The sequence below is a fragment of the Paenibacillus sp. EB106-06-01-XG199 genome (genome assembly GCF_058791575.1).
This window is the reverse complement of record NZ_JBYTDQ010000003.1, coordinates 334,103-352,554: the sequence shown is the minus strand read 5'-3', so window position 1 is coordinate 352,554 and position 18,452 is coordinate 334,103. Positions and strand designations below refer to the sequence as shown.

The window sequence follows — 18,452 nt, the reverse complement described above, 5'->3', positions numbered from 1 at the left end:
AAAACGGCTGCACCCTCCCGATTAAGGACGGCGCAGCTGTTTTTTGTTTCAGGGGCCTATATGAGAAGTTAGCCTAACCAACAGCTGCTATAGCTGTTCTTCCTTGACGACCTCAACTTCTTCAATACGTTCCGCGATGATAATTTCATAGATTCGCAGAAAGATGATTTTGATAATCATATACACGGGAAGAGCAATCAGCACACCGATGATGCCGAAGAAATCTCCGCCGATCAGCACAAGGAGTACCGTCGTGAGCGGGTGAACATCCAGCGACTTGCCGTAAATAATAGGAGAAAGCACATTATCTTGAATTTGCTGGGCAACCACAATAATGACCAAAGACCAAATCGCCATGGATGGCGAATCAATGAATCCTACAATGACTACCGGGATTGCCGCCAGCAGAGAGCCGACATAAGGAATGAAATTAAGCGGTATGGAAATTACGGCGAGCAGGAGCGAATACGGCAATCCAATAATCAGAAAGCCGATATAGAGCATAATTCCCAATACAACATTGAGCAGAACCCGGGTCACGATAAAACCGCTTAGTGCGCTGTCGATATCCTTCAGCATTTCCTGGCCTTCCTTGCGGTACTTTTTCGGAATCAGGCTCTGAAGAATAGGGGACAGCTTGTGTCCGTCCTTCAGCATGTAATAAAGAATAATCGGCAAAGTGGCGATGACGACCACAATGCTTGAAACGACACCGATAAGATTGGTCATCGAGTTAGTAACCCAGGTAATCCCAGCGTTCAAATATTCCGAGAGCCGGGCAGCCACGTCGGTATCCCCTTTGAAGAATCTTGACAAGGAAGGATCATTCTGCAGCTTGTTGAACTGATCCTGCATTCCCTGAACCAGGTAAGGGGTGTTGTCAATAAAGTTCTGAATCTGTTCACGAAGTGTCGGCCAGACCAGCACCCAGAACAGGATGAACAGTCCCACAGCGACAAGATAGATCAGCAGGATGGATAATCCGCGTCCCAGTTTATGGCGCTCCAGGAATGAGACCAGCGGCCGCAGCAGATAATACATGAATCCGGACAGCATCATCGGCACAAGCAGCAGATTCAGGATCGCCACCACAGGAGTGAACAGAAAAATAACTTTGGAGCCCAGATACAGAATCGTCAGAAAGGCGATAATGGCTAGGCATGTTCGAAAATACTTGCTTTGTAGCATAGCAGCCTCCCCTTCATTCAAAATAATGCCCGTATGTATCAGCATCAGAATCATTGGTAGATCTACCAATATACTAATAGTACATTAAAATCGCAATAAATCTAAACCCGATTCTATCTTTATAACCGATATACGAGAGTTTGATTCAAGTTTATCCGGAACCAGGGCAACCGGCCGGCAGGTTCAAGCCGCAAAGGTGGCGGTTAATATCGCTTTAACAGGAGGGATGTCATATGACTATGCTGGTTGTAGGAATATTCGGGCACCGGAGCGATGCAATACTGGCGATAGAGGCGGTGCTGGAGCTCGGAGTCAAAGCGAAGCAGATATCGGTTGTGACGAAGGAGAAAAATACGCTGGAGGTTATCAGCCACGATACAGGGATTGGCAAGCCCGAAGCCGGGGAAGGCAATGCAGGCTTGTTCGGAACAGCGAGAGGCCTGGGGGTGGGGCTGGATATGTTGTCCGATACGGCGGTGGCAGCGGGGCCTGCAGCGAAGAAGCTGGCTGGGGCTGATCTCGATATCGACGGTCTTGCCGTCAGCCTGATTAGCATCGGAATCCCCAAGGACGATGCGGAGGCCTATGCCAAACATGCTGACCTCGAGCATATTATTGTGATTGTCACACTTAAAGATGAAGAACCTCGCTGGAAGATAAACGCCATATTTGAAAAGCATCAGGCCATACCTCTTGCGTCTGCCTAATGCGAAAGAATTTATTGCCATAGATTAAGCTTTAACGCGGTGGACGGGATTTCCGTCGGGCCGCTTTTTTTTTTCTGGATTGTATGAATAAAAGCGGGTCGATATCTACCTGGCCTCCGGTTTCCTTGGTCACTTGCTTCGCTTTGACGAGGGCCAAAAATGCGAACACTTCTCCCAAAGCGGCTAGACCGGCAGCGATAATTTCATAATCTTCAGCGCTTAGCTCCGCGGATTCTACCGGATTGCTGGCACCGGGATTATTATTCAGATTGCTGTTGCCTATGCGGTTGCGATTTCCAAAGTTGTTTTTGTAATTGGCCATTTCCTGTTCACCCGCTTTTCCCCATATGTATTATAAAATATGTAACACCCCGGGCAGATGAAATAGGCGTTCAGGAGGATATTTCAGACAGCCGGATTTGAGCAGATCTGCTCAAGAAAAAGAAGCTTTACAGATGATGAAAACGCTGTTATTATCATAAGTGAGCAGAAGTAATCACAAATGGTCATATTCAATCAAAATCGAGCAGTTGATTCTATTCGATCAAAATATGGAGTATAAGGATTATTGTTATTTCAGATCCTAAAGAAGCCGGAAGGTAAGGCTGTTCCGTTAAGGAGTGAACCGTCATGCTGTTTGAAGAGGAAAGAAAGCGTAGCATCGTGCAGTTTGTCGAGAAGCACACGAGGGGATCGGTGCAGGAGCTTAGCCAACAGCTTGGCGTATCCGAATCGACAGTCCGCCGTGATCTTAAAGAGCTGGAGGAAGCACGGCTGCTGAAAAGGACACATGGCGGGGCAGTCTCCCTGCAGAGCGTCAACTTTGAAGCAGTATTTCAGGACAAGGAAGACCGGTTCCTGGAGGAGAAGCTGCGGATCGCCCGCAAAGCGGTGGAGATGATCCAGGACGGTGATGCAATCCTGCTTGACGGAGGAACAACAACCCTGCAGATTGCCAGGGAGCTGAAATCCTTCTCCAATCTTAAGGTCATCACTAACTCTATCATGGCGTTAAACGAGCTGAAGGAGTGCCGGAATATCGAAGTATCTATCACAGGCGGTATGCTTCGTCCGGATACACTTGCTTTTGTGGGACCGATGACGGAGCGGTCACTGGAGATGGTGCGGGTGGATAAGGCGTTTCTCGGTACGAACGGGCTGGATGTGCACGAAGGCATTACCACACCGAATATGCTGGAAGCCGCTACCAAACGTAAAATGATCTCCGTTGCCAAGCAGGTCATCCTGCTGGCAGATCATAGCAAGGTCGGGCAGATATCTTTTTGCAAGGTGGCGGATCTGCAGGAAATTGATCATTGCATTCTGGATTCGGAAACGCCGGAGAGTTTTATCCGCGAGCTTGAAATGATGGATATGGACTATACATTAGTTTGAAAACTAGAAAACCATAATAATGAGGGATAATCATGATATATACAGTGACACTTAACCCTTCCATTGACTATATCGTGGAAGTTGACCAGGTAAAGCTAGGCAGCCTGAACCGGATGAAACGTGATTTGAAGCTGCCGGGCGGTAAAGGGATCAACGTCTCACGTGTTCTGAACCAGTTGGACGTCCAGAATAAGGCAATTGGTTTTCTTGGGGGCTTTACCGGCCGTTATATTGAAGATTGGCTGCATGAAGAAGGCATTGCCAGTGATTTCGTATCCGTCTCGGATGATACCCGGATTAACATCAAACTCAAAGCCGGAGAGGAGACGGAGATTAACGGAGTGGGCCCGGTGATCCGGGATAATGAAGCCGAAGCGCTGCTTCAGAAGCTTGCTACTTTGCAGGCGGGTGACATCGTTATTTTGTCCGGAAGCATTCCTCCTTCGCTGGGTGAGGATTTCTATAACAGGCTGATAGGCGTATGCAAGCGGCACGGGGCCGAATTTGTTATTGATACGACCGGACATGCATTGCAACAGGCATTGCCTTTGGGACCGCTGCTTGTTAAGCCGAATCATCATGAGCTGGCTGAGCTGTTCGGGGTTCAAATCAGCAGCAAGGACGATCTTATCACCTACGGGCGCAAGCTGCTGGAGCTCGGGGCAAAGCATGTGCTGGTCTCCATGGCCGGAGAGGGGGCTCTGTTCATATCAGAGAATAGCCTGTTCCGCGCCAACGCTCCGGCAGGCAAGGTGAAGAATTCGGTAGGTGCGGGGGACTCTATGATTGCTGGTTTTGTCGGCACATTGTCCCTGACAGGAGATGTACTGCAGGCATTCCGTGCAGGAGTAGCTTCCGGCAGCGCAACCGCATTCTCCGATGATCTGGCGGACAGAGAACTTATTGAGCAGCTCAAGCCCTTGATCGAAATTTCACAGTTGTAAACAAGCAGTTCAAGAAAAAAGGGGAGTTGAAATATATGAGAATTACGGACTTGATGATAAAAGAAACGATGATTATGGACCTCAAGGCCACGACCAAGGAAGCGGCGATCGACGAACTGATCGCCAGTCTTGCAGGCAGCGGGCGCATTAATGATCCCGTGCAGTTCAAGGAAATGATCCTGCTTCGGGAAGCCCAGTCCAGCACTGGCATTGGCGGAGGCATTGCAATGCCACACGCCAAAACCCGGGCTGTCAACGAGGCAACGGTTGTATTTGCCAAAAGCGCAGCGGGCGTTGATTTTGCCTCACTCGATGAGGAACCGGCACAGCTGTTCTTTATGATTGCCGCGCCGGAGGGTGCTGGAAATATGCACCTACGTACACTGGCTTCATTGTCCAGGTTGCTCATTGAAAGCGAGTTCATCGAGGCGTTGATGAAAGCTTCCACCCCGGAGGAAGTATCCGCTTTGTTCGATGCCAAGCAGGCAGAGCAAGAGGCCAAGGAAAAGGACAATGAATCCGGAAGCAGCACAAAGCAGGCTCCTGAACGCGTAATTACAGGCAACCCCGCTTCTTCAAGCTTCGTCGTTGCGGTCACGGCGTGTCCTACAGGAATCGCCCATACCTTTATGGCTGAGGATGCATTAAAGAAAAAGGCCCTGGAAATGGGTGTCAACATCCGTGTGGAGACAAACGGTTCTGAAGGGGCACAGAATGTGCTGACCGAGGACGAAATCCGCCGGGCCAGCGGTGTTATCATCGCTGCCGACAAAAATGTGGAGATGGCCCGGTTCTCCGGCAAGCCGGTGCTGCAAAGACCGGTAAGCGACGGCATCCGCAAACCCGAAGAGCTGATCACCAAAGCAATGAATGGAGATGCGCCGATATACCGCAGTGAAGGCCGCGGTAGCGGGGATGCCCCAGCAGGGAACTCCTCCAGCATCGGAGGCAAGATCTACAAGGACCTGATGAACGGCATTTCACATATGCTGCCATTCGTAGTCGGCGGGGGGATTCTGCTGGCGATCTCCTTCCTGTTCGAACAGGTGGCAGGTGTAGATAATCCGTTTGTGAAGCTGCTGCAGACGATCGGCGGGGGAGACGGCGCCTTCCATTTCCTGATTCCGATTCTCGCCGGATTTATCGCGCTAAGCATCGGCGACCGCCCGGCACTCATGCCCGGGATGGTCGGCGGTTATATGGCCTTGAACTCCAATGCCGGATTCCTTGGCGGACTTGCTGCAGGTTTCCTGGCAGGGTATGTGGTCATCCTGCTTCGCAAGGTGTTCGCCGGTCTGCCCAAAACCCTGGACGGCTTGAAGCCGATACTGCTCTATCCGGTATTCAGTCTGCTCATTACCGGCGGCGTTATGTTCTACCTGTTTGATCCGGTATTCAGCTGGATCAATGAAGGACTTATCGATGGTCTCAACAGTCTGGGCACCAGCAATATGATCATTTTGGGAATTATTCTCGGTGGAATGATGGCGATTGATATGGGCGGTCCCTTCAATAAAGCAGCCTACACTTTTGCCATCGGTGTATTTACATCCAGCGGTAATACCAACGGATTGATGATGGCGGCTGTCATGGCGGGAGGAATGGTTCCTCCGCTGGCCATTGCGTTAGCAACGACATTCTTTAAGAACAAGTTCACAGAAACGGAACGCAAGTCAGGTGTAACGAATTATGTGCTCGGCTTGTCATTCATTACCGAAGGAGCTATTCCCTTTGCCGCAGCCGATCCGCTGCGTGTCCTGACCAGCTGTATTATTGGTTCAGCTGTAGCTGGCGGACTTACACAGCTGTGGAACATCAACGTCCCGGCTCCGCACGGCGGAATTTTTGTAGCCGCGCTGTCCAGCAACGCTCTGCTGTTCATTCTGGCTGTTCTTATCGGAGCTGTTATCTCCGGCCTGACGCTGGGACTTTGGAAGAAGCCGATTAAGGCTAATTAAGACAGTAAACCATTCGTACTGCGGGATTCAGAATTCAACTCTGAGTCCCGCAGTATTTTTTTGCCTGAACGAACTGCATTTTGCAGGCGTATTTCTGTATAATTACTAATATATATAACGAGAAGATAAAGGAGCGAGCGAGATGATTCTGCACAAAGGGGAGGCTTTGTTCCGCCAGGGAGACAGCTGCCAAAATCTGTACAAGGTAAAGAGCGGGCTGTTTAAGGTGACAAGGCTGCATGAGAACGGGAACATGGTGCTGTTCAACCTGTTGTATCCCGGTGAGACCGTTCCCCATCATTCCCTCATTTCGCCAAAGGAGGCGCATGGAACGGCGGTGGCGATGATGAGGAGCGAGGTGGAGGTCATTCCGGCTGCGGAATGGTACCGCGAGCTGCGTGAGGAGCCGGATAAAGTGATGGAAATCGCTCTGCTGCTCCAGGAGAAGGTTCGTTTTATGCAGACACGCATTGACCACCTTACTGTCGGATCGCCGGGGGAGCGGATGGAGCTGCTGACCCGCTGGCTGAATGAGTACTCATATGGAGCACAGCTGACAGACCTGCTGACACAGGAAGAAATTGGGCAATTGATCGGCGTCCGGCGGGAGACGGTGAACCGTCTGCTGCGAAATCAGGGCTAATTCATGCTTTTTATTGGAAAACTGTTTAGAGTGACTCCTTTGCGTGGTATAATCTAAACAGAACATATCAAACTAAAGAAAGGATCAGGATACCATGTGTCCCCGAAGGACGATTCCCCAAAGGACGATTTGGAAACGTTATGATCTGTCTTATACTTAGCTTCCCTGTAGAATGTGCGCGAACCGTTGTTAATTGACGAAGCCGCCTCTGCGTGGGAAGGGAGTATTGTATGCGAAGGAAGAACTCTTCTGGTTTTACCCCTCGTAGAGGCTGGCGGGACGTCTAAGCCGCCATTTACGATAAGGGGAGACCTGTATGAAGAAACAAGACAGTGGCATGAGGTTGCCGCTACGGCTCATTATTATTTTATCCGGAACATTTTTACTTGCATTTACTTATTATCACATCAATTATCAGAATCATTTGACCGAGGGCGGGTTTGTAGGCCTGGCACTGCTCGGCAAATACGTATTAGGAATTTCACCATCACTATCTACGCTAATCTTAGACATTCCAGTACTCTTGATCGCATTGATATTCAAAGGGAAATCGTTCGTGGTGAACACCTTCATCTCGGTAGGGGCCTTCACGGCATTCTATGGACTGATGGAACGCTATTCCGGATGGGTCATCGACTTGCAGGATAACTTGCCGCTTGCGGCGTTGTTGTCCGGTGTACTGACAGGTCTAGGAGCGGGAATGGTCCTGCGCGGCGGCGGGGCGAGCGGTGGAGACGATATTTTGTCCCTGCTGATCAGTGAATGGAAAGGAATTAAAGTAGGTACGGTATTCATCCTGATGGATGTTATTGTTTTGGCGTTGTCACTCTTCTATATGCCTCTCAAGGAAACCTTGTATACGGTGATGGCCGTGGTTGTAGCCGGTTATGTGATCACCTTTACCACGTCCTTGGGCAGACCGAAGCTGAGCAAGGCGCCGAAGATCCAGCCTGCACGCGTGAAACCGCAGGATGGTACGGTAATGTGAATAGGGCAAAGTTAGCCCCATGTCATGGGGATCATTATGAGAGGCCAACGGGAACTTACCCGGCTGGCCTCTTGTTTGTATGGCGAAGTGAACCACCTTCCGGTAAAAAACAATTAAAAAAGTTGATGCCGGGGCATTGTGTTATATAATGGAAACAAATAAAAGAACGGTGGGATCAGTGCTTTGATGATGATTATATTCCTGACAAAAGAAATCGGTTAATCCATTAACTGAATAACGCATGAACTGACCAGGCACAGGTATTCCCGGAGTAATGAGGGATTAGTCCGCATGGCTCAGCCCATGTTTCTTATGTTGAACTATAGTCTAGTCTCAAGCTGCCGTATCCATTACCCGATAGAGGTCTCTCTATTGCCGGTCAACGTTTGCGTACAGCCGTGGATGAACATTCACGGCTTTTTGCTGTGCCCTGGAGGAGGCAGACCGGGCTTTATTTTACCAATTTAAAGGGAGATGATGAGTAATGAACGGAGTTAAACCAAACGTCACTGCAAAGGAAATCGGAAGGATTGTCAGAAATGACCGGGGAATGGAGGCCGAGAATATCAGGGCAATGGAAGGCGGGAATCTCAGCACTGTCTTTTCATTCAAGGCTGAGGAACGCGAGTATGTTATTAGGTTCAGTGCAATGGAGGATGACTTCCAAACCGAGTCCTATGTTGCAAATCTGCTCGCCTCACAGGGAGTACCTTTTCCGAGAGTATTGGGGCTGGGGCTACATAAGGCTTACAGTTATTGTATCTCGGAGCGCGTGGCAGGGCATAATCTGGCAGACTTGCAAGCAGAGCAGAGGGCAGCACTGCTTCCCGAGCTGGTTCAAGTCATTACCGGGATGAACGGGGTGAAGCTGGACAGCAGCTCTTCAGGGTATGGTTTCTTGAACAAGGAAGGCAATAGCATCTATGCCAGCTGGGAGGGGTTCATCCGCTCTTTTTACGGGCAGGAGCAGCAGGAAGGCTTCTGGGAGAATTGGTATGAGCTGTTCACCAGCAGCTGTCTGGAAAAGGATGTGTTTGACGAGTGCTACTCCCGGTTGCTTGCATACAGCAAATATAATGCGCCACACCGCCATTTTGTCCATAATGATTGCCATGAGTGGAACATACTCACAGACGGCCGCCGGATTACCGGAATTATCGACAGCAACAGCATTTATGGGGATTTCATGATTGATGTGGCCTCAATGCATGCAATGATACCTGGTGTGGATATGTCACAGGTTTTCCTCAGGCATTATGAAGAGCTGGGGACACCGGTTGCCCATTTTGAGGAGCGCTTAACAGGTGCCCACTATTTTAAAGGGCTGGACGCCATGAGGTTTTACGCAAAAATGGGCTGGGACCATGCTTATATGGAGACGCGCGACCGTCTGCTGTCCATGCCCTGCAATATTTAACATAATGCTGAAACCGCTGCAGGAGGGAGCGCGTATATATCTCATTCAAAAACGAAACTTTAGGGGGATAACAAGGATGAGTGCTCACGAAATTGATTATGTCATTATGGGCGAGGAAATACAGTGTGTGGAGGTGCAGCTTGATCCGGGGGAGAGTGTGATCGCAGAAGCGGGAAGCTTCATGATGATGGACCCGGAGATAACGATGGAGACGATCTTTGGCGACGGATCAGGATCTGGACGGACAAATGGTCTGGTAGGCAAGCTGATGGGTGCAGGTAAACGCCTGCTGACCGGAGAAAGCTTGTTTATGACGATCTTCACGCACAGCGGGGCCTATGGCCGGAAGAGTGTCACCTTTGCCGCCCCGTATCCGGGCAAAATCATCCCGCTTGATCTCCAGCAATACCACGGCAAAATCATCTGTCAGAAGGACTCCTTTCTCTGCGCTGCCAAAGGCGTGTCGGTGGGCATTGAATTCCAGCGCAAGCTGGGCGCAGGCTTCTTCGGCGGTGAGGGATTTATTATGCAAAAGCTGGAGGGCGACGGCCTCTCCTTCGTGCATTCCGGGGGCTATGTGCTGGAACGGACGCTGCAGCCTGGAGAGACAATCAAGATCGACACCGGCTGTCTTGTGGCCATGACTTCGTCTGTAGATTATGATATCGAATTTGTCAAAGGTGTGAAGACCGCGTTGTTTGGCGGGGAAGGATTGTTCTTTGCTACCTTGCGCGGGCCGGGCAAGGTATGGGTACAGTCGCTGCCGTTCAGCCGGATGGCGGACCGCATTCTATCGGCTGCCGGCAACACCGGCCGCAAGGAAGAAGGAAGCATCCTAGGCGGCCTTGGCAATCTGCTGGATGGCAGATAGGATCGCCAGAGACAAGAATCAGAATTGCCGCTTTTTTACCTTGCGGGTACAGCGTGATTAGAGAAACAGCCGTCTTCACCGGATTACCGGGAAGGCGGCTGTTTGTTTAGCTGAGTCCTTTGTGTTATTTTACGGCCAGAATAATATTAGTATGTATTCCTTCAGTAAAGACTCCTTTGGGGTCCAGAAGCAATAATCTCTCTTTCAGCTCTCTCTCGAATAGAGGTGCCTGGTCGCCGAGAAACCGCTTCGAGCCAAAGGAGGTGGAATACAGATTCCCCAGTATGGCTTCTATAGTCCACTGATATTCATACATTGGCAGCCGGTGAGTTTCAAGGCGGAAGCTGGATCCGGCTACGATATCCGTGTGACTTTTGACCGGATGAGAATAGGTTGTATTGCCAGCCTTCCGCTCCTCGCCATACCATTTGCGTACGATCCGGTCAACTTCTTTCTGCCAAGGCAGGGGCGCTTGATCGGGCTTGTATTGATCCACAATAGCGACTCCGCCTCCCGGAGCAACCCGGTTGTAGAGCAGTCCGAGCACCAGGTCCCTGTCCATCCAGTGAAAAGCTTTGGCTATAGTGACTAGACGGTAGACGGGAATGGTGGACAGAGCCAAATATTCTTCCGCTTTTCCCGCAACCCATTCCGTATTAAGCGCTCTCATTTCCTTGCTGATCCGCACCGCCTCATGGATCATTTCCTGTTCGTAATCGAGTCCGGTCACGCGCTGAACCCAATCGGCAAAACGTAAGGCAAGCTGCCCGGTTCCACAGCCCAAATCCAGCAGTTCGCCTTCCCCGTCCAGCCCAAAGCGGTTCACAAGGAATCTCACGAGCCCGGAAGGATAGAGCGGGCGATACTTCGCGTAATAACCTGCCGATCCTTTGAAAAGATCCTGACCATAATCTATCATGCCACTCATCAGCTCCTTTGACTGAAAATTATAACCTATATTTGACTAGCCTGCAGTGACTGTATATATTATTGGGCAAACCCCTTAGCTTCACTAGGGCGTAAACCGGAGGCCTGATATGTTCAAAATATTTATCATTGAGGATGACCGGGGGCTGGTGGCGCTGCTCCAGGAATATTTACATAGGTTCGGCTATGAAACACAGGCGGTGAACGATTTTGAAGCGGTACGGACCGAGTTTGAGCAATATGCACCGCATCTCGTACTGCTGGATGTTAATCTGCCTAAGTTTGACGGTTATTACTGGTGCCGCCAGATCCGCGGAATCTCGACCTGTCCGATTCTCTTCATCTCTGCACGCGACGGCAAAATGGATCAGGTGATGGCGCTGGAGAACGGAGCGGATGATTACATTACGAAGCCGTTTGATTATGAAATAGCCATGGCCAAAATCAAAAGCCATCTGCGCCGTGCCTACGGCTCCTATGCTGTGGGAGCGAACGAGCGCAGTCTGGCGGTGTCAGGGCTGACACTGGATGTGGAACGTCTGGTGCTGTCGCGCGGCAATGCCAAAGTCGACCTCAGCCATACGGAAGCGAAAATTCTCGACGAGCTGATGAAAAAAACAGGCACCATCGTCACCCGCGACCGGCTGCTGGAGAAAATCTGGGATGACCAGGCGTTTGTTGATGATAATACGCTGAATGTCTATGTCACCCGTGTGCGCAAAAAGCTGGCAGCGATGGGTATTCAAGACGGGCTGCAGACCGTACGCGGGCAAGGATACCGGTTAAGCGACAACTGGGGGGAAGTGACGTGAAGCTATTTTTGCGGGAACAGACGCCGTTAATCGTGATCTACCTTGCCCAGCTGATGATCATTACTCTGGTGTACCGGCTGGACGGAGGAAGCGGTGTGAATGTCAGTCTGTACGCCGGGCTGCTCAGCACCTTTTTGCTGCTGGCCTATCTGGCGTACCGTTATTTCTCCAACCGGTCATTCTATGAGCGGCTGGAGAGCCTGCCTTCATCGCTGGATGAATCGGGAGGGCCCGCGCAGGGCTCTCCGCTCGCGGAAAGCCTGCGCAAGCTCCTGGCACAGCAGTTCCGGCTCTACCAGAATGATTTGCACAGCTACCGCCACAAGCTGGAGGAGCATATTCATTTCATCAACCAGTGGGTGCACGCTATGAAGACTCCGCTCTCGGTGATCCACTTGATTATTCAGGATAGAGACGGTCCCCCGTTTACGGCCATTGGCGATGAGCTGGACCGGCTGAAAAAAGGGCTGGATACGGTGCTCTATACCGCAAGACTGGATACGTTCGAGCATGATTTCTATGTAGAGCAGCTGGAGCTGGCGGACGTCGTGCGCGGTGTGACTTCAGAACAAAAACGGCTGTTCATCCGCAAACGGGTGTTTCCGGCGATAGCGATGGACAGCGGCATAACCATCACCTCTGACGAGAAATGGCTGACCTTTGTACTGACACAGCTGATAACCAATGCCTTGCGCTATACGGTAGAGGAGGGGCGTGTAGTTCATTTTCGCGGTTATCTTCAGGAGAAGGGCAGGGCGGTGCTCGAAGTCCGTGACGAAGGAGTCGGCATCCCGCCGGGGGATTTACCGCGAGTCTTCGATGCTTATTTTACCGGTGTGAACGGCCGCAGCTTTCAGGAATCCACCGGGATGGGCCTCTATTTGGTGAAGCAGATCTGCAGCAAGCTGGGGCATGAGGTGGAAATTTCCTCTGAGGTGGGCAAGGGTACGGCAGTGCGGATTATTTTCTGAGCCGTGGCTGAAACCGCAGGATTAGAATAACGACAGCCGATACTACGGTTAAAGACATGGTGTTTGTGATAAAAAAAGCAAGTCCCACGCCCGTCAACACCAAGCTGACAGCATAAGCCTCCATTAAACCAATCCCCAGCAGCATCAATAAGTAGGATTTCAGGTTTAAGTCCGCAACCGATTTTGTCTTGAGAATTTGGATGATTTGCGGGAGCCAGCCGAGGGAAAGAATGACACCGCCGATCAGCTGCATAAGCGAAAAGAGCATGAGAGCACCTCACAGTTCTTTTTGTACGTTGTATGCGCCGCGGGCGGAATGGGTTCTTTTCACGCAAAAAAAACCGCCGCCTCTGGGATGGGGCAGCGGGTCATTCAGGAAGCCAGGATTGCGCCATCATTGCTGTTTCAGACGCAGCAACTGCTCCAGCAGCTCCTGCACTCTGGTGTCAGGGAACGATTGGGCCAAAACCTCGTTAACAGTCACCCGGGCCCGGTCCAGCTTGTCTTGCCCTATGGCAGTAAGCGAGGTATAGATGCTTCTGCGGTCAGCATCACAGGTCTTTCTTTGGAGCGCGTCGCAGCCTTTGGCTTCAAAACGGCTGACCAGTCTGGAGACGGCGCTCTGGCTTAACCCGACCATCGACTCCAATTGCTGCAGCTTCAGCTTCTTCTCCGGGGCTTCGGAGAGAAACAGCAGCAGATAGAATTCTTTTAGAGACAATTTGTAGTTCTCCTGAAGTTTGGTTTCTAACTCATTTGCTACATTCATTTGTATATGGGTCAATGACAACCAGCTGGTTATCAGTTCATTGGCAAGAGTATCCTTCATCACATATCACAATTCCTCTCCCGGCTATATACCGACTCATGAAATTAAATATTCAACTATTATAGCATCATACGCCCGTGGTTTGATAGATACAGAGGAATCGGCTGCGCAGCGTACCGGAATTCTGTCAACGCTATTCTGCTTACAATAATGTAAGGTGACTGTAAGTTTCAGAAATAGCAGCTGTAGTTTACAGTTTGTATAATGAAATCAATCCAAAACGATCAGGTAACGAAGGAGCGGAAGCACTTGCCCATATTAGACGTCCATAATTTATCCAAAATATATGAGGGCAAGGTATCAATTCATGCGCTGAACCATATTCGTTTTGCCGTGGAGAAGGGTGAGTTTGTAGGTATTATGGGACCTTCAGGCAGCGGAAAAACAACACTGCTCAACGTGATCGCCACGATCGACGAGCCTACCTCAGGTGAGGTGATGATCAACGGCGGAAATCCGAATGCGCTCGGGCGCAAGGACAAAGCGCTCTTCCGGCGGAAGGAGCTGGGTTTCGTCTTTCAGCATTTCAATCTGCTTGATACGCTTACCGTAGAAGAAAATATCGTGCTGCCGCTGACGCTCACCGGGGTGCCGCTTCCGGAAATGGAACACAGGCTGCAAGAGGTGGCTGAGCGGCTGGCCATCGGTCCGCTTCTTCATAAACGGACGTATGAAATCTCCGGCGGGCAGATGCAGCGGGTGGCGATTGCCCGGGCAATGATTCACCGGCCGGCGCTGATTCTGGCCGATGAGCCAACGGGTAGCCTGGACTCCAAAACAGCGGCCGAAGTGATGAGCCTGCTGGCAGAAGTCAATGAAGCGGAAGGGTCCACGGTGCTGATGGTCACCCATGACGCAGTGGCGGCGAGCTTTTGCCACCGGGTCATCTTTATCAAGGACGGACGGTTCTACAGCGAGATGTACCGGGGCAGCAGCAGGCAGGCTTTCTTCCAGAATATCATCGACATGCTGTCGCTGCTGGGAGGAGCAAGCCATGACCTTTCGGCAGTTCGCTTATAGAAATGTAACGCGGAATAAGCGTAAATACGCTGCTTATTTTGTCAGCAGCGCATTTTCCGTAATGATCTTTTTTCTCTGTGCACTGTTTATATTTCATCCGGTGATTTCGGGCGATATGATCCTGGATACGGCGGCTGACACCATGATGGTGGCTGAGGGAATTATTTTTGTATTTTGTTCCCTGTTTGTGCTGGTGTCCGTAGGATCTTTTCTGCAGTCCCGCAAGCTGGAATTCGGCATCCTGCTGATGCACGGCATGACGAAGCGGCAGCTGAACCTGATGGTTTTTTTGGAGAATATGATGATCGGCAGCTCCGCCATCCTCACCGGCACTTTGCTCGGTCTGCTGCTGGGCAAGCTGTTCCTGATGATTGGAGCGGGGTTCCTGGGCATTGGCCCGCTGGAATTTTATCTTTCCTGGCACGCACCGGTACTGACGATTTGCAGCTTTGCTCTGCTGTTCATGCTGATCTCGTTAAGTACCTTTGCCTTTATCGGGAATGAGTCGGCGAGAGGTTTGTTTCAGGGCGGTCGCAAAGGAGACAAGGAGCCGCGGGTGTCTGCCTTACTGGCGTTCGCTTCGGCCCTGCTGCTGCTTGGAGGCTATATTCTGGCCGCTACCACGACCGCAGCATCGGTGGAGAGAGTGATGTTTCCGGTGGTGGCGATTACGGTCGCCGGCACTTACTTATTCTATACACAGCTTAGTCTATATGTGGTTAGGATAATGAGGAAAGTCCGGCGGTTTTATTGGCATAAGACAAACATTATTACACTCTCGGGCTTAACCTACCGCTGGAAAGACAACGGGCGGATGTTTTTTATGGTGACGATTGTTTCGGCGGTATCCTTCACCTCTGTCGGGGTATTTGCTTCTATTCATACACTCTCCAAAGAGCTGAAGCTGGACTATCCGGCAGCGGTCGGTTATGTGGCCAAGGGCAATGAGGCCGGGGCCGCTGCGGAAGAGGATTTAAACGGGATAAAAGCGGAACTGGAGCGGTTGAATCTTCCCTATCGCTCGCTGGAGATCCAAATCAAATATGCGGAAGTACAGTCTCAGACCGGTCCTGACCGTACAGAGCGTCTGCCGCTGATGGCTTACAAAGATTACAAACAGGCGCTCCAACAAGCCGGATTTACCTCCCGTGAGCAGCCGCTCCAGGGGAATGAAGGTCTGGTCATGATCGGTTCCCAGCGTGACCGCAGCCTGACCTCTGAACGGGTTCATGCCCTTTATAAGCTGAAGCAGGGAGTAGATATTCAGGAGATCGGATATACGGAGCATGTGCCGATTGCTGAATATCTGCTGCCGGAGCTGGATGGGAGGGATGGCGGTGATTTCAGCGGAGTAGTCGTTAGTGACAGCTTGTTCGCCACCATTAATCCCGTGCAAAGAGATTTGTATACCGGGTTCTATGTGGACCCATTCCAACAGACGGTTGGCATTGCTTCAAGACTTGCGGACAAAGGCAAAGTGTCCTACGAGAGCAAATCCCCTTATGCCGTTGTGGTCAGCGGCACGCTGTTCGAAATTCAGCGGACGTTATACAGTACGATGCTGTTCGCTTCGCTTTTAGTCGGCACCGTTTTTTTTATCGCCGCAGGCAGCTTCTTGTACTTCCGGTTGTACATGGATCTTGACCATGACCGGCTGCAGTATTCCACCTTGTCCAGAATGGGCCTGACCGACCAGGAACTGGACCGGACTGTGACCCTGCAATTGTCACTGATGTTCTTTGTTCCGGTGGGGCTGGCCATCCTGCACAGCTTGTTCGCCTTTATTGCGCTGCAGCGGCTGTTCTATCTGTCCATCGCTGCCGAAACGGGAGCGGTGCTTATCGGCTACCTGGCTGCGCAGGGGTTATACTTCTTCCTTATCCGCAGCCGTTATTTGCGCAATCTCAAAAAAAATCTCATCTGAACGCGGAGGAGCACGAAATGAAAACATGGATTACCGATTTTATGGAACAGTTCGGCTATCTGGGCATTTTTCTGATGCTGGCCCTGGAAAATATTTTTCCGCCTATCCCCTCGGAGGTAATCCTTCCGTTCGGCGGTTTCATGACAACCACTTCCGGGATGACCATCCCCGGCGTGCTGATCGCCTCAACGGCCGGCTCGCTGCTGGGAGCACTTGTGCTGTACTGGATCGGCCGGATGCTGGACGTGAACAGACTAGAACGGATTGTGGACCGCTGGGGCGGACTACTCCGGATCAGCGGAAAGGATATCCGCAAAGCGGATGCCTGGTTCGACAAATACGGCTACTGGACGGTATTGTTCTGCCGCATGATTCCGCTGGTACGGAGTCTGATCTCCATTCCTGCAGGAATGTCGGGGATGAAATTCGGGTTATTCATGCTGTTTACGACGATCGGGACGCTGGGCTGGAATGTGCTGCTTATTCTGCTGGGTGCTGCGCTGGGAGAATCCTGGGAGGATATTGGCGTGTACATGGAAGCTTACTCAAGTGTCGTCTACGTATTGATTGCTGTGGGAGTTGTTGTGGGTGGTGTGCTCTATTTCCGCAAACGCCAGTCCGGTAGAAAACCGGTAGATACCACAGATTAATTAAATTCACAGGTTTCGCAGAACTATTTAAAGCCTCTCATAGGGGAGGTCAACAAAAAGGAGGGGATCAATATGGAGCTGTTAACAATTATTAAAGCCATCATTCTGGGCATTGTAGAAGGATTAACTGAATTTGCTCCGGTATCCTCGACCGGTCATATGGTAATCGTGGATGATATGTGGCTGAAATCCCAGGAATTTCTCGGAAAATATGCGGCGAACACGTTCAAAGTAGTCATCCAGCTGGGTTCGATCCTGGCGGTAGTTATCATTTTCCGCAACCGGTTTATCGACCTGCTGGGTCTCAAGCGGTTCAGCCGCAAGGAGCTGACGGCGGTGCCGGAAGGACAACCTCCGGTGGAGACGGAAGGCCGGCTGAAGCTGGCGCAGGTCATTGTGGGACTTATTCCGGCAGGAATTCTCGGATTTCTGTTCGAGGATTACATCGACGAGCATTTATTCTCGACATCGACGGTCCTGATCGGACTAGTCATTGGGGCAATATTCATGATTTTTGCCGACCGGTTCGCCCCCAAAAAAATCAAGACAGAGAGTGTTGACCAAATTACATATAGACAGGCGCTATCGGTAGGTTTGATCCAATGCTTGTCGCTCTGGCCCGGCTTTTCACGCTCCGGATCGACCATCTCAGGTGGAGTGCTGTTGGGTATGAGCCACCGTGCGGCTGCCGATTTCACCTTTATTATGGCAGTGCCGATTATGGCGGGTGCGAGTCTGATTTCACTGGTCAAGAACTGGCAGTATTTCACGATGGATGCCCTGCCGTTTTTTATTGCCGGGTTCATTAGTGCATTCCTGTTCGCGCTGCTCTCTATGAAGTTTTTCCTGAAGCTGATCAACCGGATCAAGCTCATGCCGTTTGCGATTTACCGTCTCGTTCTTGCCGGGGTAGTCTACCTCGTCTGGTTCTAAAAGACAGGCTGAAACAGCCCGTTGATTGCTATCATTTATCGAAAAGAAACCGGGTGTGCCTCCTTGTCAAGGACGGTGCAGCCGGTTCTTTATGCTGTATACCAAACGTTCTGCTGAAGCTGCTTCTTGAAGAGAGGCTGTGAGGGAATGTGTGGCAGAATCGCAGCAAAATGAGCCTGCACGGCGCCAGCTATAGGGAATGTGTATAACGGGAATACCCGTAAATCTGTTGCGGATAAGGTATCGGATTCAGTATGATGGCATCAGATTACGGG

The 18,452-nt window shown here is 50.9% G+C and carries 19 protein-coding genes; 14 read left to right on the top strand and 5 right to left on the bottom strand.

The genetic code is table 11. From position 1 onward, the window contains the following. Positions 1-87: 87 nt before the first annotated feature. On the bottom strand, positions 88-1,188 hold the full coding sequence (locus AC3WT9_RS12440; protein ID WP_341094873.1) for an AI-2E family transporter: 1,101 nt from the start codon (positions 1,186-1,188) through the stop codon (positions 88-90). Positions 1,189-1,421: 233 nt separating this feature from the next. Between AC3WT9_RS12440 and AC3WT9_RS12435 the strand changes: the two genes are divergently transcribed. After that, on the top strand, positions 1,422-1,895 hold the full coding sequence (locus tag AC3WT9_RS12435; protein ID WP_341094872.1) for a hypothetical protein: 474 nt from the start codon (positions 1,422-1,424) through the stop codon (positions 1,893-1,895). A gap of 31 nt (positions 1,896-1,926) precedes the next feature. On the opposite strand, the gene AC3WT9_RS12430 is transcribed toward AC3WT9_RS12435, so the two are convergent. Next, positions 1,927-2,217: a hypothetical protein gene (locus tag AC3WT9_RS12430; protein ID WP_341094870.1), complete on the bottom strand. Its 291-nt coding sequence runs from the start codon at positions 2,215-2,217 to the stop codon at positions 1,927-1,929. A gap of 308 nt (positions 2,218-2,525) precedes the next feature. Here AC3WT9_RS12430 and AC3WT9_RS12425 point away from each other — a divergent pair, with 308 nt between their 5' ends. From AC3WT9_RS12425 to AC3WT9_RS12395, 7 genes are all read left to right on the top strand, one after another. Next, on the top strand, positions 2,526-3,290 hold the full coding sequence (locus tag AC3WT9_RS12425) for a DeoR/GlpR family DNA-binding transcription regulator (protein ID WP_341379233.1): 765 nt from the start codon (positions 2,526-2,528) through the stop codon (positions 3,288-3,290). A 32-nt stretch (positions 3,291-3,322) separates the two neighbouring features. Beyond that, positions 3,323-4,234 carry a 1-phosphofructokinase gene (gene pfkB / locus AC3WT9_RS12420; RefSeq protein WP_341379231.1) on the top strand — a complete coding sequence of 304 codons (912 nt, stop codon included), beginning with the start codon at positions 3,323-3,325 and terminating at the stop codon, positions 4,232-4,234. A gap of 35 nt (positions 4,235-4,269) precedes the next feature. Then, entirely contained in the window at positions 4,270-6,192 is a 1,923-nt protein-coding gene (locus AC3WT9_RS12415) for a PTS fructose transporter subunit IIABC (protein WP_341379230.1), read from the top strand. Positions 6,193-6,334: 142 nt separating this feature from the next. Further along, positions 6,335-6,835 carry a Crp/Fnr family transcriptional regulator gene (locus tag AC3WT9_RS12410; RefSeq protein WP_341094862.1) on the top strand — a complete coding sequence of 167 codons (501 nt, stop codon included), beginning with the start codon at positions 6,335-6,337 and terminating at the stop codon, positions 6,833-6,835. A 316-nt stretch (positions 6,836-7,151) separates the two neighbouring features. After that, positions 7,152-7,823 carry a YitT family protein gene (locus AC3WT9_RS12405; RefSeq protein WP_341094860.1) on the top strand — a complete coding sequence of 224 codons (672 nt, stop codon included), beginning with the start codon at positions 7,152-7,154 and terminating at the stop codon, positions 7,821-7,823. 484 nt (positions 7,824-8,307) lie between these two features. Next, positions 8,308-9,240 (top strand): phosphotransferase family protein, encoded by a 933-nt coding sequence (locus AC3WT9_RS12400; RefSeq protein ID WP_341379229.1) that lies wholly within the window; start codon positions 8,308-8,310, stop codon positions 9,238-9,240. 76 nt (positions 9,241-9,316) lie between these two features. Beyond that, positions 9,317-10,111, top strand: a complete 795-nt coding sequence (locus tag AC3WT9_RS12395) for a TIGR00266 family protein (protein ID WP_076108828.1) — start codon at positions 9,317-9,319, stop codon at positions 10,109-10,111. 124 nt (positions 10,112-10,235) lie between these two features. Here the strand turns inward: AC3WT9_RS12395 and AC3WT9_RS12390 are convergent, their stop codons facing one another. Further along, the gene (locus AC3WT9_RS12390; protein ID WP_341094857.1) at positions 10,236-11,030 is read right to left on the bottom strand and encodes a class I SAM-dependent methyltransferase; all 795 of its coding nucleotides are present in this window, start codon (positions 11,028-11,030) and stop codon (positions 10,236-10,238) included. Positions 11,031-11,148: 118 nt separating this feature from the next. On the opposite strand from AC3WT9_RS12390, the gene AC3WT9_RS12385 reads away from it, so the two are divergent. Further along, positions 11,149-11,850 (top strand): response regulator transcription factor, encoded by a 702-nt coding sequence (locus AC3WT9_RS12385; protein ID WP_076108831.1) that lies wholly within the window; start codon positions 11,149-11,151, stop codon positions 11,848-11,850. After that, on the top strand, positions 11,847-12,821 hold the full coding sequence (locus AC3WT9_RS12380; protein WP_492407613.1) for a sensor histidine kinase: 975 nt from the start codon (positions 11,847-11,849) through the stop codon (positions 12,819-12,821). Before AC3WT9_RS12385 ends, AC3WT9_RS12380 begins: the two co-directional genes overlap by 4 nt. Here the strand turns inward: AC3WT9_RS12380 and AC3WT9_RS12375 are convergent. Both AC3WT9_RS12375 and AC3WT9_RS12370 read right to left on the bottom strand, forming a co-directional pair. Further along, positions 12,811-13,089 (bottom strand): PQ-loop domain-containing transporter, encoded by a 279-nt coding sequence (locus AC3WT9_RS12375; protein ID WP_492407612.1) that lies wholly within the window; start codon positions 13,087-13,089, stop codon positions 12,811-12,813. The two genes, AC3WT9_RS12380 and AC3WT9_RS12375, sit on opposite strands and share 11 nt — an antisense overlap. 126 nt (positions 13,090-13,215) lie before the next feature. Continuing rightward, positions 13,216-13,650: a MarR family winged helix-turn-helix transcriptional regulator gene (locus AC3WT9_RS12370; protein ID WP_341094854.1), complete on the bottom strand. Its 435-nt coding sequence runs from the start codon at positions 13,648-13,650 to the stop codon at positions 13,216-13,218. Positions 13,651-13,899: 249 nt separating this feature from the next. On the opposite strand from AC3WT9_RS12370, the gene AC3WT9_RS12365 reads away from it, so the two are divergent. The 4 genes from AC3WT9_RS12365 (at position 13,900) to AC3WT9_RS12350 (ending at position 18,177) form a co-directional block, all read left to right on the top strand. Beyond that, complete coding sequence (locus AC3WT9_RS12365; RefSeq protein ID WP_342481972.1) at positions 13,900-14,670, top strand: ABC transporter ATP-binding protein; 771 nt, start codon at positions 13,900-13,902, stop codon at positions 14,668-14,670. Next, positions 14,645-16,594 carry an ABC transporter permease gene (locus tag AC3WT9_RS12360; RefSeq protein WP_492407611.1) on the top strand — a complete coding sequence of 650 codons (1,950 nt, stop codon included), beginning with the start codon at positions 14,645-14,647 and terminating at the stop codon, positions 16,592-16,594. The genes AC3WT9_RS12365 and AC3WT9_RS12360 overlap by 26 nt, the downstream gene beginning before the upstream one ends. A 17-nt stretch (positions 16,595-16,611) precedes the next feature. Next, positions 16,612-17,244 carry a DedA family protein gene (locus AC3WT9_RS12355; RefSeq protein WP_076108835.1) on the top strand — a complete coding sequence of 211 codons (633 nt, stop codon included), beginning with the start codon at positions 16,612-16,614 and terminating at the stop codon, positions 17,242-17,244. A 72-nt stretch (positions 17,245-17,316) separates the two neighbouring features. Beyond that, a complete protein-coding gene (locus tag AC3WT9_RS12350; RefSeq protein WP_341094852.1) occupies positions 17,317-18,177 on the top strand; it encodes an undecaprenyl-diphosphate phosphatase in 861 nt (286 codons plus the stop codon). Positions 18,178-18,452 lie beyond the last annotated feature (275 nt).

Bases quoted from the DNA above. Each gene is read 5' to 3' on its own strand.
- AC3WT9_RS12440 (WP_341094873.1), bottom strand. From the start codon at position 1,188: ATGCTACAAAGCAAGTATTTTCGAACATGCCTAGCCATTATCGCCTTT.
- AC3WT9_RS12435 (WP_341094872.1), top strand. From the start codon at position 1,422: ATGACTATGCTGGTTGTAGGAATATTCGGGCACCGGAGCGATGCAATA.
- AC3WT9_RS12430 (WP_341094870.1), bottom strand. From the start codon at position 2,217: ATGGCCAATTACAAAAACAACTTTGGAAATCGCAACCGCATAGGCAAC.
- AC3WT9_RS12425 (WP_341379233.1), top strand. From the start codon at position 2,526: ATGCTGTTTGAAGAGGAAAGAAAGCGTAGCATCGTGCAGTTTGTCGAG.
- pfkB (WP_341379231.1), top strand. From the start codon at position 3,323: ATGATATATACAGTGACACTTAACCCTTCCATTGACTATATCGTGGAA.
- AC3WT9_RS12415 (WP_341379230.1), top strand. From the start codon at position 4,270: ATGAGAATTACGGACTTGATGATAAAAGAAACGATGATTATGGACCTC.
- AC3WT9_RS12410 (WP_341094862.1), top strand. From the start codon at position 6,335: ATGATTCTGCACAAAGGGGAGGCTTTGTTCCGCCAGGGAGACAGCTGC.
- AC3WT9_RS12405 (WP_341094860.1), top strand. From the start codon at position 7,152: ATGAAGAAACAAGACAGTGGCATGAGGTTGCCGCTACGGCTCATTATT.
- AC3WT9_RS12400 (WP_341379229.1), top strand. From the start codon at position 8,308: ATGAACGGAGTTAAACCAAACGTCACTGCAAAGGAAATCGGAAGGATT.
- AC3WT9_RS12395 (WP_076108828.1), top strand. From the start codon at position 9,317: ATGAGTGCTCACGAAATTGATTATGTCATTATGGGCGAGGAAATACAG.
- AC3WT9_RS12390 (WP_341094857.1), bottom strand. From the start codon at position 11,030: ATGATAGATTATGGTCAGGATCTTTTCAAAGGATCGGCAGGTTATTAC.
- AC3WT9_RS12385 (WP_076108831.1), top strand. From the start codon at position 11,149: ATGTTCAAAATATTTATCATTGAGGATGACCGGGGGCTGGTGGCGCTG.
- AC3WT9_RS12375 (WP_492407612.1), bottom strand. From the start codon at position 13,089: ATGCTCTTTTCGCTTATGCAGCTGATCGGCGGTGTCATTCTTTCCCTC.
- AC3WT9_RS12370 (WP_341094854.1), bottom strand. From the start codon at position 13,650: ATGAAGGATACTCTTGCCAATGAACTGATAACCAGCTGGTTGTCATTG.
- AC3WT9_RS12360 (WP_492407611.1), top strand. From the start codon at position 14,645: ATGACCTTTCGGCAGTTCGCTTATAGAAATGTAACGCGGAATAAGCGT.
- AC3WT9_RS12355 (WP_076108835.1), top strand. From the start codon at position 16,612: ATGAAAACATGGATTACCGATTTTATGGAACAGTTCGGCTATCTGGGC.
- AC3WT9_RS12350 (WP_341094852.1), top strand. From the start codon at position 17,317: ATGGAGCTGTTAACAATTATTAAAGCCATCATTCTGGGCATTGTAGAA.